Origin of the sequence: Microbacterium sp. E-13 (genome assembly GCF_049912955.1) — a bacterium.
Classification (GTDB): domain Bacteria; phylum Actinomycetota; class Actinomycetes; order Actinomycetales; family Microbacteriaceae; genus Microbacterium.
The window spans coordinates 527,344-541,474 of the sequence record NZ_CP183973.1; the positions used below are offsets into that span (position 1 = coordinate 527,344).

The following is a 14,131-nucleotide window of genomic DNA, read 5'->3' on the forward strand; positions in this document are numbered from 1 at the left end:
CACGGGCAGCCGTCGGCTCGAGCACGAGTGGAGTCGGGCTGGACGGGCACTCGGTCCGCAGGCTGGTGAAGAGCACATTGATGAATTGTGAAGGGCGCGGCGGATCGAGAGGCGTGAGGATGGTGCCCCGGGCCTGCGGTGAATCGCGTGGCCATCGAGAATGCGTGTCGGGTGATTCAGGGGGTGAACCGCACCTCGAGCTCAATCAGGCGAGCGGCCTCGAGGCGCGCGAGGAAGTCGGCGAGCGGGCGCTCGACGTCTTTTCGGTTCGCGTGGAAGCGAGCGATCACCTCTTGCGAGATCGTCGGCTCGGCCGCGGAGCCGAGATCGTTGAGGATCTGCCAGATTGCCGCAGCGGAACCGTCAAGAATGACTGGTGACGCGCCGGCGTTGCTGAGCTCTAGCGCCACGATGCGGCCGGTTTGACTTGTCCAGCTCACGTCCTCTCGAATGCGCCATTCCGGATGCCCGACGCGAATCATCCGCTCGCTCAATAGGTGTTCGGCCATGGTGATTCTCCCTGCGATTCAGTGTGCGGGTACGCGACCGGGAGCGGCCACGCCCCTCGAGCGGCTGCGCCCTCCCTGGCCCGACCACTGCCGAGTCGGGCACCACCCGACTGCCGAGGCGGTCGATCCAGACGGCGGTGTTCACGCAGGTAGTGTACGAACCCGTCTCGGGGCTCGATCGGGAACAGATACACAGAAATGGAGGACGCACGTGAACCTGCGTGACTTCGTACGCATGCTTCGTGTTCACTGGCTGGCCATCTCACTGGCCACGCTGGTTGGCGTCTTCGGCGCCATCGCGTGGAGTGCGGTCTTGCCACCGGTGTACACCGCGAACGCCAGCGGGTACGTTTCAGCGAGCTTCTCGGACGGTACTGCCGGCGCGGCGTTGGCGGGTGACCAGCTGGCTCTCTCGAAGGTGAAGTCCTACCTGGATGTGGGTTCCTGGCGATCGGTCGCGGAGTCCGCGATCGAAGAGCTCGCTCTCGATGTGACACCCGAGTACCTCGTCCAGCAGGTGGACGTCAGCAACCCGACGGACACGGTGATCATCCATGTCGCCGCCAATGGCCCCTCGCCCAAGGCCGCACGCGATCTTGCGGAGTCGTGGATACGCGGGATGGTACGTGAGATCGACGCGCTCGAATCGGATTCGACCGAGGATGGCGCGGCGACGCTCATCCCAGGAGATTCTGCGCGCCTTCCCTTGTCACAGTCCTCACCCAATCTCCGATTGAACATCGCGATCGGTGCGCTTGTCGGATTCGCAGCCGGCCTCGCGTATTCGCTGATCCGTCGCGTGTTCGATCGCCGTGTGAGGACGGTGAAGGAGATCGAGCAGGCCACCGGTATCGCGGTGGTCGGCACACTTCCGCTCGACAAGGAACTCGTCGCTGACCGGACCGTCTTTCGTTACGACGGCGCGGGACAACTGGCGGGCAGCAGGGCGCACGCCGAAGCGATGCGTGAGCTGCGCACCAACTTGCACTACGTGGACGTGGACCATCCGCCGAGAGTGATCGTCGTCACGAGTCCGATTCCTGGGGACGGCAAGTCCACGACGGCGGCGAACCTGGCCATGAGTCTCGCGGCAGCGGGGCGAAGAGTCGCGCTCATCGATGCGGATCTGCGGCGCCCGGTCCAAGACCGCATCTTCGGATTTCCGAATGACGTGGGGTTGTCGGACGTCCTCGCCGGCCGCGTCGGAATCGCTGACGTGGCTCATCGGGTCGAGGGCGCGGAGAGTCTGGTGATCATCGGGGCCGGCCGAACGCCCCCCAATCCGAGCGAGATGCTCGGATCTCAGAAGATGCGCTCGTTGCTGGACATGCTCCGACGGGAGGATTCGGTTGTCGTTGTCGACTCTCCTCCGACGATTCCTGTGGCGGATGCGGCAATTCTCAGCGGCTCGGCCGATGGCGTGTTGTTGGTCGTCAGCGCTGGCAAGACGACGTATGAGCTCATGCAGAGAGCTCTGGACAACATTGCACGCGCGAAGGGGCACGTCCTTGGTGTGGTGCTCAACAAGGTGCCCCGCCGAGGGATCGATGCCGCCAACTACGGCTATCGGTACGCCGGTTACTACGACGGCGACGGCTCTCCAGGGCGGGAGCCGGAAGCGCAGACCGCAGGCCGGTCTGGTAGCTCCCGTACACGCGCACGACGACGCACGCCGAAAGCATCTCCGACGTCGAGGCGAGGCAGGCCGTTGGAGGATACCCCCGCGTCCGAGCGCAATGCCGCTGGGTGAAGCCATGCGGTTCGTTCCCGCGCCCGGCACCGACTGCTGCCCATCGCTCCCGCGTCGAGCGAGTCACCCGCGGATTCACCCAGTGATGTGCGCCGGCTCCGCTGAGTTCATCCGTCCCGCATGGAGGGTTCGCCTTCGTGTATCCGCGGCCGTCGCTCCGCCGTCGTCGTCAGGTGCGTCAGCATCCGCAGCTGTGGCGTATCAGGAGCTCGGAGTTGACAGTGACTCTCGTTCCCGAGGCCGACCAGGGACCGTTGACCAGGTCGATGATCAGCCCCGCGGCGGCGCGGCCCATCTCCTGCATGGGTTGGCGCACCGTGGTCAGCGCCGGTTCGGCGTATCCCCCGGCGAGCAGGCCATCAAAGCCCGTCACCGCGACATCGTCGGGGAGCCTCACCCCGCCCTTGCGGAGGGCGTCCATCACGACGAGGGCATGCTGATCCGTCGCGCAGACCACAGCATCGGGGAGCTCGTCTTGCAAGATCAGCTCTCTCGTGAGGCTGGCCGCCTGGTGAGCTATACGCGCCGCTCCGAAACCCCCGAGTGGCTCGGGTGGCACAGGCAGACCGTGGAGCTGGAGGGCTTCCTGAAACCCCGTGAACCTCACATCGAAATCGATGACTCCCGAACCGACGAAGACCAACCTGCGCAGCGAATGGTGTTCGATGAGATGACCGGTCAGCTCCGTCATCGCACTCGAATTGTTGGTCATCACGTAGCTGAGAACATCATCCTCATCGGGCGCTTCAGATATGGCCACGATCGGAAGTCTGCGCGCGAGGTGGTGGAGGGCACCACGTGAGACCGTTCGGGGAAGCGCGACCAGCCCATCGACTCTGGCGGCGGCTTCGCGGATCCGCACGTCGCTGTTCTCGGTCCGGCCACCGTGTACGAGCACGGCATAGTCGCGCCGCCAACTCTCCAGCTGGAATCCGCGCTGCACTTCGTCGACGTAGATCGGATAGTTCCACCCGGCGTCCGCGACCGGACGCTGCAAGCTGGTCGGGTCGGCGGCCGCGGCGACCATGTCGTAGTCATACGACCAGAACCCGAGTACGCCGGTGCTGCCCTTCGCCAGTCCGCGCGCGGCGGCGTTCGGAAGGTAGCCGAGTTCGTGCGCCGCCGCCAGCACAACCTCCCGAGTGGCGGCCGCGATCTTCTCCGGCCTCGAGAACGCGAACGAAACGGTCGCTATCGAGACGCCGGCGCGTTCCGCCACGTCGTACATCGTGGGCGCCTTTCCCACCAAACCTCCCCGGGTCGCGGTTGTCACCTCCTGGGTGTCTCGCTGCGACCCCGTGCCGCGAGCGCCACCAGAAGACACTTGCATCTGCGAGTCTAAGCGCTTATTCTGACGTTTAAGCGCTTAGATCATCAACGACCCGATGAGTTGACTCCCGATGCCGAGCGCCCACGAAGCCCCGCAAGCCGGGCGCGAGCCCGCCCCGATTTCGAAGGAGAAGCGAGACGATGAACTACCGGAAACTCATGGCTGCAGCAGCTATGGGAGCGATACTCACTTCGGCGCTCACAGCCTGCGCGCCGAATGCCCAGGACGGCGGTAGCAACGGAGGGGAGGGGGAGAGCAAGGAGATCACGTGGTGGGCCACGAACCAGTCGTCCAGCCTTGACGCCGACCTTGCGATTCTGGAGCCCGAACTCGAGAAGTTCGAGAAGGCCACCGGGACACATGTGAATGTCGAGGTGATCGCGTGGAAGGATCTGTACGGCCGGATCACCTCTGCCGTCACCTCCGGCAAGAGCCCTGATGTGGTGAGCATCGGCAATACCTGGTCGTCGTCGCTGCAGTCCACCGGAGCGTTCACGGAGTTCGACAAGGCCGCCCTCGAAGACCTCGGCGGTGAGGATCGTTTCCTGCAGTCGTCGTTCGAAACGACCGGTGTCGAAGGGGAAGCCCCGACCGCCATCCCTCTTCTTGCACAGGCATACGGGCTGTTCTACAACAAAGAGCTGTTCACAGCTGCCGGGCTGGAGCCGCCGACCACGTGGGACGAGCTGACGGCCGCGGCCGACAAGCTGACGGATGGAGACGTCTGGGGTCTCACGTTCCCGGGTGCTTCCTATACCGCGAACCTGCACATGTCCTTCATCTTCGGCCGACAGCACGGGGCTGAGCCCTTCACCTCGAAGGGCGAGCCTTCGTTCGACACCGATGAGCAGGTCGCGGGCATCCAGCAGTTCACGGAACTTTGGCAGGACGGCTACATCAACCCGTCGGATGTCCAGTTCACGAGCGGAACTGAGGCGCTACAGGCGTTTGCGGCGGGTAAAGCCGCGATGGCGTTCGGTCAGACCGGTGCGCTTGGCGTGTTGCGGAACGCCGGCATGTCCCCGGATGACTTCGGCGTCGTCCCGATCCCCGCTCCGTCGCCCTTGCCGAAGGGAGGCGAGAATGTGACGAGCTTCGCCGCGGGTACGAACATCAGCATTTTCAAGGATTCGCAGAACCAGGCTTCGGCGAAGGCGCTGATCAAATTCCTCACCAGCGATGAGGAACAACTCGCGATCAACAAGGCCTACGGGACCATGCCGGTCGTGAACTCGGTTCCCGCTTCTGAGATCGGGGATCCGGCCTACTACGAGGTGTTCCAGAACGTGCTGGCCGAGTCGGCTGAGGCCCTTCCGGCGGTCGCGAACGAGGGCGAATACGAGACCAATGTCGGAAATGCCGTCAGTGATCTGCTGCGTCAGATCGTCAGTGGCAGCGAGGTGGGCGCCGACGAAATCGGGGCAGCCCTCACCGCCGCTGAAGAGAAGATGAGCTGACGGCCGGGGCTTGCGTAGTCGGCCTACGGCGCGCCGTGGCTGCTGACAAATGACACCGGGTACCACGGGGTTGCATCCCGGCCCCGTGGTACCCCTCCCTCGAAAGAAGCTACGCCAATGATGTCGACAATTGCTCCCCCTCGGGTTGAGGCCAAGCCGCCTTTACCGGCTGCGCTACCCAAGCGTAAGAGCCGTAAGAAGTCCGTACTTCGGCTGATTCCCTACTTCCTGATCGCGCCGGCGATCCTGTTCGAATTGCTCATCCACCTGATCCCCATGCTCACGGGGATCACCATCAGCTTCTTCGGCCTCGTCCAGCGCTATCTGGCCAACTGGGCGGAAGCCCCGTTCGTCGGCCTGGACAACTATGCGCGGGCGGTTGACACGGCGTCGTCCGTCGGCCGCGAGCTGTTGCACTCGTTTCTGATCACCCTGGGCTACACGGTGCTCACCGTGGGACTCTCGTGGACTCTCGGGATCGCGGGCGCCGTCGCGCTGCAGCGGGCCTTCCGCGGCCGAGGGTTCTTGCGGGCCTTCTTCCTCGTGCCTTACGCGCTACCGGTGTTCGCGGGTGTGATCACCTGGAGCTTCATGTTCCAGCGGGACAACGGGCTGATCAACGCCGTCACGGGCATGGACACCTTCTGGCTGACCGGAGACAACGCGTTCTGGGCGATGCTCGCCGCACACGTCTGGCGGACCTGGCCCTTCGCCTTTCTGATGCTCATGGCGGCGCTGCAGTCGGTCCCGAATGATGTATATGAGGCAGCGGCGCTCGACGGCGCCTCCAGCTGGGTGCAGTTCAGCAAGATCACGCTGGGCATGCTCGCTCCCGTCAACAAGGTGCTGTTCACGACGATGTTCCTGTGGAGCTTCAACGATTTCGCTACGCCATTCGTCATGTTCGGCGCTCTTCCGCCTGACTCAGCCGATCTGGTCGCAATCCACATCTACGGGAGTTCGTTCGTGAATTGGAACTTCGGACTCGGCTCGGCGATGTCGACGATGGTTCTCCTCTTCCTCGCGGGGATGACGTTCCTCATCGGCAAGACCATGAACAAGGTGAGCAGCGATGAATGAATCACGTGCGTCCAAGGTGGCGCGTATTGCAATCCTCTCGGTGCTGATCGTCTTCACGGCGACTCCGCTGTATGTGATGTTGTCGACCTCGGTCAAGCCATTGAGCGAGGTGCAACGCGAGTTCACCTGGATTCCGAGAAGCATCACCATTCAACCGTTCATCGACATGTGGTCGACCGTGCACCTCGCCGACTACTTTCTCAACTCGCTCATCGTGGCGGGCATCAGCAGCACCCTTTCCGTTGTGATCGCCCTCGTCGCGGGGTACGCGACGTCGCGGTACGTGTTCCGGGGGAGGAATCTGTTCAGCGGAGTAATCCTCTCCACGCAGATGATTCCCGGCATCCTGTTCCTCCTGCCGCTGTTCCTGATCTTCGTGAGCGTGGACAACTTCCTCGGGTTCGAGCTGCTGTACCAGACACGTTTCGGGTTGATCATCGTCTTCATGACGTTCACGCTGCCGTTCTCGATCTACATGTTCGCGAACTACTTGAACGGGATCCCTCGAGAACTCGACGAAGCTGCTCGCATGGACGGCTGTGGGGTCTTCGCCACTTTGTTCAAAGTGATCGTCCCCACGGCGGTACCCGGGATCGTCGCGGTGTGGGTGTACTCGTTCATGCTCGCGTGGGGCGAGATCCTGTTCGCCTCGCAGCTGACGGACAACGAGTCCGCAACGCTCGCCATCGGGCTGCAGAACTACGCGACTCAGCTCGATGTGTATTGGAACCAGATCATGGCGGCCTCGCTGGCGGTCTCACTGCCCGTCGTCATCGGCTTCATGCTCTTGCAGCGGTACTTCGTGGCCGGCCTGACCGCGGGGTCGGTCAAGTAGATCGCAGCGACGCCTGCCTTGCGGCCGCGCTGCAACCGCTCCGGCGAAAGACACCCGAAAGAAGGACCAGATGTTCCACGCTCCCCTGCCCGAAGCATCGGTGCAGCTCTACACCCTCGCGGGGCAGTTCTCGCAGGATCCGCGCGGCTCGCTCGAGAAGCTCGCCGCTCTCGGGCTGCGCAACGTCGAGGCGTTCGATTTCGTGCGACGCCCGGCGGAGATCCGGCAGGCGCTCGATGCGGCCGGCCTCTCATCGCCGACAGGGCACGCGCCGCTGCTCTCCGATGAACTCTGGACGCCCGACGGATCGATCCCCGCTCCGTCGCCCGAGAAGGTCTTCGAGGCCGCCGCGACCGTCGGCATCGGCACTGTCATCGACCCGTTCGTACCCGTGAGCCGTTGGCTCACGGCGGACGGAGTCGCGGACATCGCCGAGCGATTGAACCGCGCATCGGAGGTCGCGGCGGGATTCGGCCTCGCGGTCGGCTACCACAATCACGCGCAGGAGTTCCTGGCGGACTTCAACGGTACGTCGGCATTCGAGCACTTCGTCTCGCTTGTGGACGAGAAGGTGGAGCTGGAGCTCGACCTGTACTGGGCCGCGACGGGGGGACAGGACGTTCCCGCGCTCGTGTCGCGCCTCGGAGACCGCCTCGCGGCAGTGCACGTCAAGGACGGCGTCGTGCCGCCGGGCAACCCCTTCGCCCCCGAAGCGCCGGCGTTCTCTTCACGTTCGCTCGACCAGCGACACGCTGGTCATGGCGACGTTCCGCTGGTGGAAGCGCTGGCCGCCGGCGCCGGCAACATCCGGTACGCGGTGATCGAATACGACAACCCGCCCGGCGACGTCTTCGCCGACGTGGCAGCCAGCCTGGCGTTCCTGTTCGAGAACGGGTTGGCGAGGTGACCAGCGGGGTCGGGGTCGGGATCATCGGGAGCGGTGTCATCAGCGACACCTACCTGCAGAATCTCAACTCCTTCCCGGATGTCGACGTCGTGATCGTCGGGGACCTCGACGTCGGCCGCGCGCGTGCTCAGGCGGAGAAGCACCGGGTGCCCCGTTGGGGAACCGCCGATGATGTGCTGTCGAGCGCGGACGTGCAGGTCGTCGTCAATCTCACCACTCCCGCCGCGCACGTCGAGGTATCGGCGGCCGCGATCAGCGCCGGCAAGCACGTCTGGACGGAGAAGCCCATCGGCCTCGAGCGCGAAGCGGTCGATGGGCTGCTCCGCCTCGCCGAGGCGGCCGGTGTCCGGGTCGGGTGCGCGCCCGATACCGTGCTCGGTCCAGGGGTGCAGACCGCCAAGCGCGCCATTGCGCGCGGGGTGATCGGCACGCCGTTGTTCGCGCAGGCGGTGTTCCAGACGCAGGGGCCGGATATGTGGCATCCGAGTCCCCAGTTCCTCTTCCAGCGAGGAGCGGGGCCGCTGCTGGACATGGGCCCCTACTACTTCACGACGCTGGTCAGCCTCCTGGGAGCGGTCGATCGTGTCGCCGCTGTCGGTCTTCAAGGTCGCACCGAGCGCGACATCCGCACGGGCCCCCACGCGGGAATGCGGTTCTCGGTCGAAGTGCCGACCACGATGCAGGTCATCAGCGTCTTCGAGTCCGGACAGCAGGCACAGAGCCTCTTCAGCTTCGATTCTGCGCTCGAGCGGAAGGGCATCGTGGAGATCCACGGCACCGAAGGCTCTCTCGTCATCCCGGATCCCAACACCTTCAGTGGTCGTACGGCCTACGTGGAGCCACTGGGCGCGTTCTGCGACGGCGACTCGTCGGAGCAGCCCTGGGTCGAGATCGAGGAGGTCGGTGCCGTCGTGGGGCGGGGGCTCGGGCTGCTGGAGATGGTGCGAGCCATCGCCGAAGACCGCCCGCACCTCGCCAGCGGCGATCTCGGACGGCACGTGCTCGACATCCTGCTCTCGGCGGAAGAATCAGCCGAGCGCGGCGAGTTCGTCCGGGTGGAGAGTACGGTCGCACCCGTACCGGCGCTGCGGGAGGACTTCGACCCCTTCGCGCGCACGATCTGACGCCGGAGCGGGATCCGGAGAAATCGGGCCCATCCGAATCCGGGAGGGCTACGAACCCCCTTCTGACGGATGACTCCGCATCCGCCCGACATGAAGGGAAAGTTCAATGAAGCGCATTCTCGCCACCGCAGCCCTCACCGCGCTCGCGGTCTTCGGCGTTGCCGGTGCCGCCAACGCAGCGCCGTCGGACGCTGCCTGCTTCGGCCAGATCCACAAGACGATCAATACCGAAGGAGCCCTCGGGTTCACGAACGTCGGAGACGTCGTGCAGGCGGTCGGTGGACAGACCAAGAACAGCATCGCGCGAGGACTCTGCGGCGACTGAGCAGCCTCGCCTTCCACACCCTTGTCGGCGGCTCGAACCTCGGGTTCGAGCCGCCGATCTCGACGGGGCGGTCAGCCCGCGGGGGTGAGCACCCGGGTCACGCGGTTGGGAGTCTCGGCGGGCGCCTCACCGAGGTCGACGACGATGGGACGGTGCCGCTCCACCTCGTCGCGGTCGAAGACCCCATACGACATCACGATGACGACGTCGCCGGTGTGGACCAGACGCGCGGCGGCGCCGTTGATCTGGACGACGCCGGAGCCGCGCTCGCCCGCGATCGTGTAGGTCTCGAAGCGTGCGCCGTTGTTGATGTCGACGACGTGCACCTGTTCGTTCTCGAGGATGTCGGCCAGGTCCATCAGGTCGGCGTCGATGGTGATCGATCCGACGTAGTTGAGGTCGGCTCCCGTGACCGTGGCCCGGTGCAGCTTCGACTTCAGCATTGTTCGCAGCACGGACGACCTCGTCTCGAGAGTTGATGGACAGCATCCAAGAATAGGATGCTGCCGCCTCTGCCCTTCGCCATGTGACGGTTCGCTGCCGTCGCTACGGCGTCGCAGACGGCTCCGGTGCCGGCTCCGGAGCCGGTGCCGGCTCGCCCTCGCCCTCGATTTCGCCTTCGCTCTCCTGATCGGTGGGCGGCTGCGCCGCGTCTTCGGGAACGATCAAGCTCTCGTCATCGAGCGTGAGCGGGTTGTCGTAGACCGTGATCGTGTAGTCCCCGGCCGCCGCCGGGTAGTCTCTCGTCCGATACTCCGGAACAGGTCCGCCGGGGCACTCGACGCCGTCGGGATCGACCTGCTCGAGAACGCTCGTGAGAGTGCGGTACAGGTCGCACTCGGCTTCTCCGTAACCGGGTGGCCGATCCGTCACGCGGTCCTCGGGATCGGTCGCGCCCGGGCGCTGCGGGTACCACGGCTTGTCGAGCCCCGCTGTGCCCCACTGGTCGATCGCGAGGGAGAAGAGGGATCCAGCAGCGGGCTCGTCGGCGCGGCACATGGCCACGCCTGCCGAGAGGAGAATCACGACGCGAGGATTGGACAGACCATAGGGGATGTCCTGCGGGGACGGCACCACGGAGAACCGTGAGCCTGCGCCGGCGCAGTCCCCGCTGCGAAGCGCGCCGTAGGCGGGGCCGTCGTTGCCGATCGGGCTGAGATCGCTGGGTGGCAGGCTCCAGGTGTACACGACCCGGCTTCCACCGTCCCCGTTCCCGCCGCCGCCACCGTCGTTCCCACCACCGCTGCCCCCACCACCGCTGCCCCCACCACCGCCGTTCCCTCCACCGCCGCCGCCGTTCTCGCCACCGCCGCCACCGTTCCCGCCACCGCCGCCACCGCCATCATCGGTGGCGCTCGGTTGGGGCGAAGGAGACGGGGCCGGCGTACGCCCGTGTTCGTCCCCGGATGCTGAGTCCTCGGCTTCACCCGGGCCCAGCGGAGAGTATTCGCCGCACGCTGCGATGCCGCCCGCGAGCACCATCATCAGTGCGGCCCCCGCGCAGCGGGCCGCCGTGTTCTTCATGCAGTGTGAGAGATCCCGCAGCGGGCGGGTGATACCGGGGGGCGTGGCGGGCGCTCACCCGGCGCCGGCGGTGCCGCCGGTGCCGCCGGCGTCGCCGGCTGACTCGTCGCACGGGGGGAAGAACGCATCCCGCTGCGTCCCGGCCCGGTCGCGAACGAAGGTGAAGCGGGTTCCTTCGCCATCGGCCGGCAGCATGACGACGACACCGTAGTCGCGCGTCCAGCCGTCGGAGATCAGGAAGTAGTTCCCTCCCGTCGACTCGAGGAGGCGGAGTCCTCGATAGTGGTACCGCACGCCGTCGCCACTGGGCAGACACGATGTCTCGATGCCCGGCGCCACGATGTCGAGCGCCGTCTCGCTGTCGATCTCGACCGAGGGCAGTGAGCCCACCCGGCTCGGGAAGTCCCGCGCGAGCTGCGTGCCCTCGACGGTCGCGAAGTTCGTGGCGGTCCAGAACAGGCCGATCGCGACCAGGATCGCCACCGAACCGCGGAGCACACCCTCGGTCAGCGGCGCGAATCCGGCGACGCCCGGAAGCTCGGAGCGGAGCTCGAGTCCGTAGAGGAACAGGAGAACCCCGGCGGTGCACACGAGCGGAGCGGCGATGAACGTCGCGGCGAACCCGACCATCCACAGCGCGACGCCGAGCAGGAAGACACCGATGGCGACGACCCAGATCCAGCGCGCGGCGAACCCGACCACGCGGTCGTCGGCGCCGTTTCGCTGGCGTCGCTGCCGGCGCCACTGGTCGAAGGCCACCCAGGCGAGGCCTCCCGCGGCGGCGAAGAGCGGAATGAGCACCACCGACGTGACGCTCCGGCGGACGTAGTCATCGACGGTCATCCCCAGGATCGCCTCATCGATCCCCAGAAGCGCCGACATGCGCTCGCTGCGCACCCAGCCGAAGTACACCAGCATGGCGGTGAGCACACCGACGTTGACGACGACGGCGAGCAGGGCCTTCACCATGCCGCCCCGCACGGCGTCGTCGCCCGACTTGTCGTGGTCGCCCGACTTCTCGTCGACGCCCGCGTCGGTCGGTCGCGGTGTACCTGCCATACCTCGAGGAGGTGGGTGGCGGACGGCGTGATACCCGGCAACGGATGCGTGCCCGCCGGTGGGCGGGCTCGCTAGGCTCCGAGCGTGAGCCCGTCCCCGGATCTGGTGCCGACCGTCGTCGGCGTCGTCGCGCTCGCGATCGTGACGACCGCCGTGCTCTGGTCGTTCCGGGTGCCGGGCCGGTGGTCGCCCGCGCTGGCGATCCTGCGCGGCGCGGTGCAGCTCGCGGTCATCAGCGTGATCCTCACCGGCGTGATCACCGACCCGTGGTGGGTGGCGGTCGCGCTGGCGGTGATGTTCGTGGTGGCAGCATCCGTCGCCACCGGCCGAGTCGGGTGGTCCCGCCGCGGCTTCGCGATGATGGCCTCGTCGATCTCGGCCGGCGTGCTCGTCGCGACCGGCGTGATCTTCGCGACGGGAGCGCTCGAACTCACCTCGCGCTACGCCCTGGCGATCGGGGCGATCGTGATCGGGAACGCGATGAGCATCGCCACGCTCACGGGCCGGACGTTCACGACGGCGGTGATCGACCACTGGGACGAGGTCGAAGGATGGCTGGCGCTCGGCGCCACGCCGCGAGCGTCGACGCTGGCCCTCGCGCGGCGCGCGGTGCGGGACGCGCTCGTGCCCGCCATCGATCAGACGAAGACGACGGGCCTCGTCGTGCTGCCGGGCGCCTTCGTCGGTGCCATCTTCGGGGGGATCTCGCCGCTCGAGGCCGGACGCTTCCAGATCGTGGTGCTCGCGGCGATCATGGCCGCCGGCTCCCTGACCGCCGCGCTGGTCGCGGTCTGGATGGGCCCGGTCCGGGCGAAGCCTGCGCCGGTGCGGTAGCCGGCCCTCCGTTCACCCGAGCGGGCGCGGCCGGGCCAGGGGCATCGTCGCCGCCATGAGCCAGCGCGGCATCCGGAACATCGGGGTGGCCTTGCCGAGCCCGTCGATGCCCGCCATCTCGTCCGCCGACAGCTCGAAGTCGAAGACGTCGATGTTCGCCGCGATGTGCGCCGGGTCGGTCGACTTCGGGATCGCCACGAAACCGCGCTGGACGTGCCAGCGGAGGATCACCTGCACCGCCGTCTTGCCGTGCGCGGCCGCCGCGGCCACGACGGGCGGCTCGGAGAGGAGCGCCCGGGAGCCGTGGCCCAGCGGGAACCACGCTTCCGCCGCGATCCCGTGCGAGGCGAGGGCGGGCAGCAGCTCGGGCTGCTGCCAGTGCGGGTGCAGCTCGACCTGATCGATGACCGGCGGGATGCGCACATGGGGGAGCAGCTTCTCCAGATCGGCGACGGTGAAGTTGCTCACGCCGATGGCGCGCACCGAGCCCTGTTCCACGGCCTCCTCCATCGCGCGCCACGCGCTGCGAACGTCGCCGACGGGCTGGTGCAGCAGCAGCAGGTCGATGTGGCCGCAGTCCAGTCGTGCCAGCGATCCGGCGATCGCCGCGCGCGCCCGCGTCTCGGCGTAGTCCGCAGGCCACAGCTTCGTGGTGAGGAAGACGTCGTCACGCGGCACCCCGGACGAACGGATGCCGCGCCCCACCGCGCGTTCGTTGCGGTAGATCGCCGCGGTGTCGATGAGCCGGTATCCCGCCTCCAGCGCCGATCCCACACTCGCCTCGCACACGGCGACATCGGTCACGAGGTACACGCCCAGCCCGAGCTGCGGCATGCGCGCACCGTTCGAGAGCGTGATGCTGTCCATGCTCGAACTGTAGGTTGCGCACGGGCCCGGCGGGAGGGCCTCACCGCCCGGCGTCCGGGTGCCACGTCGCCGGGGTACCGTGGAGCGATGCGTGAACTGTCGGCGGCCGGACTCGACTTCGTCCGTGAGCGGCACCTCGCCACGCTCTCCACGATGGCGCCGTGGGGCGGCATCCATTCCGTCCCCGTCGGGTTCACGTTTCACGAGGGCGTGCTGCGCGTGATCACCTCGCGGCAGTCGCAGAAGGTGAGGAACGTGCTGCGTGACGGCACGGCGACGATCAGCCAGGTCGACGGCCCCCGATGGCTCGCGTTCCCCGGCACGGCGACCGTCCACGACGACCCCGACGAGGTGGCCCTCGCTGTGGCGCTCTACGCCGGGCGATACCGCCAGCCGCGCGTCAATCCGGCGCGGGTCGCCATCCACCTCGAGCCGTCACGGCTGATGGGCAGCGGCGGGCTCATCGCTGACCGCTGAAAGGCCGGCACGGGACGGCGCGCCAACGCGCGCGACGCGGGTGCCGCGACGGA

General features: G+C 66.8%; 15 protein-coding genes. 9 read left to right on the top strand and 6 right to left on the bottom strand.

Going from position 1 to position 14,131, the window contains the following annotated elements; genetic code table 11:
* Positions 1–176: 176 nt before the first annotated feature.
* On the bottom strand, positions 177–509 hold the full coding sequence (locus ACN9MP_RS02440) for a PqqD family protein (protein ID WP_426323627.1): 333 nt from the start codon (positions 507–509) through the stop codon (positions 177–179).
* Positions 510–720: 211 nt separating this feature from the next.
* Between ACN9MP_RS02440 and ACN9MP_RS02445 the strand changes: the two genes are divergently transcribed.
* Positions 721–2,259: a polysaccharide biosynthesis tyrosine autokinase gene (locus ACN9MP_RS02445; protein ID WP_426323629.1), complete on the top strand. Its 1,539-nt coding sequence runs from the start codon at positions 721–723 to the stop codon at positions 2,257–2,259.
* 178 nt (positions 2,260–2,437) lie between these two features.
* Here ACN9MP_RS02445 and ACN9MP_RS02450 read toward each other — a convergent pair whose 3' ends face one another.
* Positions 2,438–3,532 (bottom strand): LacI family DNA-binding transcriptional regulator, encoded by a 1,095-nt coding sequence (locus tag ACN9MP_RS02450; RefSeq protein WP_426323631.1) that lies wholly within the window; start codon positions 3,530–3,532, stop codon positions 2,438–2,440.
* Between the two features lie 197 nt (positions 3,533–3,729).
* Here ACN9MP_RS02450 and ACN9MP_RS02455 point away from each other — a divergent pair, with 197 nt between their 5' ends.
* The 6 genes from ACN9MP_RS02455 (at position 3,730) to ACN9MP_RS02480 (ending at position 9,317) form a co-directional block, all read left to right on the top strand.
* The gene (locus ACN9MP_RS02455) at positions 3,730–5,046 is read left to right on the top strand and encodes an ABC transporter substrate-binding protein (RefSeq protein WP_426323633.1); all 1,317 of its coding nucleotides are present in this window, start codon (positions 3,730–3,732) and stop codon (positions 5,044–5,046) included.
* A 117-nt stretch (positions 5,047–5,163) separates the two neighbouring features.
* A complete protein-coding gene (locus tag ACN9MP_RS02460; RefSeq protein WP_426323635.1) occupies positions 5,164–6,126 on the top strand; it encodes a carbohydrate ABC transporter permease in 963 nt (320 codons plus the stop codon).
* On the top strand, positions 6,119–6,961 hold the full coding sequence (locus ACN9MP_RS02465; RefSeq protein WP_426323637.1) for a carbohydrate ABC transporter permease: 843 nt from the start codon (positions 6,119–6,121) through the stop codon (positions 6,959–6,961). Before ACN9MP_RS02460 ends, ACN9MP_RS02465 begins: the two co-directional genes overlap by 8 nt.
* Before the next feature lie 70 nt (positions 6,962–7,031).
* Positions 7,032–7,868 (top strand): sugar phosphate isomerase/epimerase family protein, encoded by an 837-nt coding sequence (locus ACN9MP_RS02470; protein ID WP_426323639.1) that lies wholly within the window; start codon positions 7,032–7,034, stop codon positions 7,866–7,868.
* Positions 7,865–8,992 carry a Gfo/Idh/MocA family protein gene (locus ACN9MP_RS02475; protein WP_426323641.1) on the top strand — a complete coding sequence of 376 codons (1,128 nt, stop codon included), beginning with the start codon at positions 7,865–7,867 and terminating at the stop codon, positions 8,990–8,992. The genes ACN9MP_RS02470 and ACN9MP_RS02475 overlap by 4 nt, the downstream gene beginning before the upstream one ends.
* A 106-nt stretch (positions 8,993–9,098) precedes the next feature.
* Positions 9,099–9,317: a hypothetical protein gene (locus ACN9MP_RS02480; RefSeq protein ID WP_426323643.1), complete on the top strand. Its 219-nt coding sequence runs from the start codon at positions 9,099–9,101 to the stop codon at positions 9,315–9,317.
* Positions 9,318–9,388: 71 nt separating this feature from the next.
* Here ACN9MP_RS02480 and panD read toward each other — a convergent pair whose 3' ends face one another.
* From panD to ACN9MP_RS02495, 3 genes are all read right to left on the bottom strand, one after another.
* Entirely contained in the window at positions 9,389–9,772 is a 384-nt protein-coding gene (panD, locus tag ACN9MP_RS02485) for an aspartate 1-decarboxylase (protein ID WP_426323645.1), read from the bottom strand.
* A gap of 91 nt (positions 9,773–9,863) precedes the next feature.
* Complete coding sequence (locus ACN9MP_RS02490; RefSeq protein WP_426323647.1) at positions 9,864–10,505, bottom strand: hypothetical protein; 642 nt, start codon at positions 10,503–10,505, stop codon at positions 9,864–9,866.
* A 390-nt stretch (positions 10,506–10,895) separates the two neighbouring features.
* Positions 10,896–11,900: a hypothetical protein gene (locus tag ACN9MP_RS02495; RefSeq protein WP_426323649.1), complete on the bottom strand. Its 1,005-nt coding sequence runs from the start codon at positions 11,898–11,900 to the stop codon at positions 10,896–10,898.
* Positions 11,901–11,984: 84 nt separating this feature from the next.
* Here ACN9MP_RS02495 and ACN9MP_RS02500 point away from each other — a divergent pair, with 84 nt between their 5' ends.
* Positions 11,985–12,734 (top strand): ABC transporter permease, encoded by a 750-nt coding sequence (locus tag ACN9MP_RS02500; RefSeq protein ID WP_426323651.1) that lies wholly within the window; start codon positions 11,985–11,987, stop codon positions 12,732–12,734.
* Positions 12,735–12,746: 12 nt separating this feature from the next.
* On the opposite strand, the gene ACN9MP_RS02505 is transcribed toward ACN9MP_RS02500, so the two are convergent.
* Entirely contained in the window at positions 12,747–13,601 is an 855-nt protein-coding gene (locus ACN9MP_RS02505) for an aldo/keto reductase (RefSeq protein WP_426323653.1), read from the bottom strand.
* Positions 13,602–13,688: 87 nt separating this feature from the next.
* On the opposite strand from ACN9MP_RS02505, the gene ACN9MP_RS02510 reads away from it, so the two are divergent.
* Positions 13,689–14,078 carry a TIGR03618 family F420-dependent PPOX class oxidoreductase gene (locus ACN9MP_RS02510; RefSeq protein WP_426323655.1) on the top strand — a complete coding sequence of 130 codons (390 nt, stop codon included), beginning with the start codon at positions 13,689–13,691 and terminating at the stop codon, positions 14,076–14,078.
* The last annotated feature ends 53 nt before the right edge of the window (positions 14,079–14,131 follow it).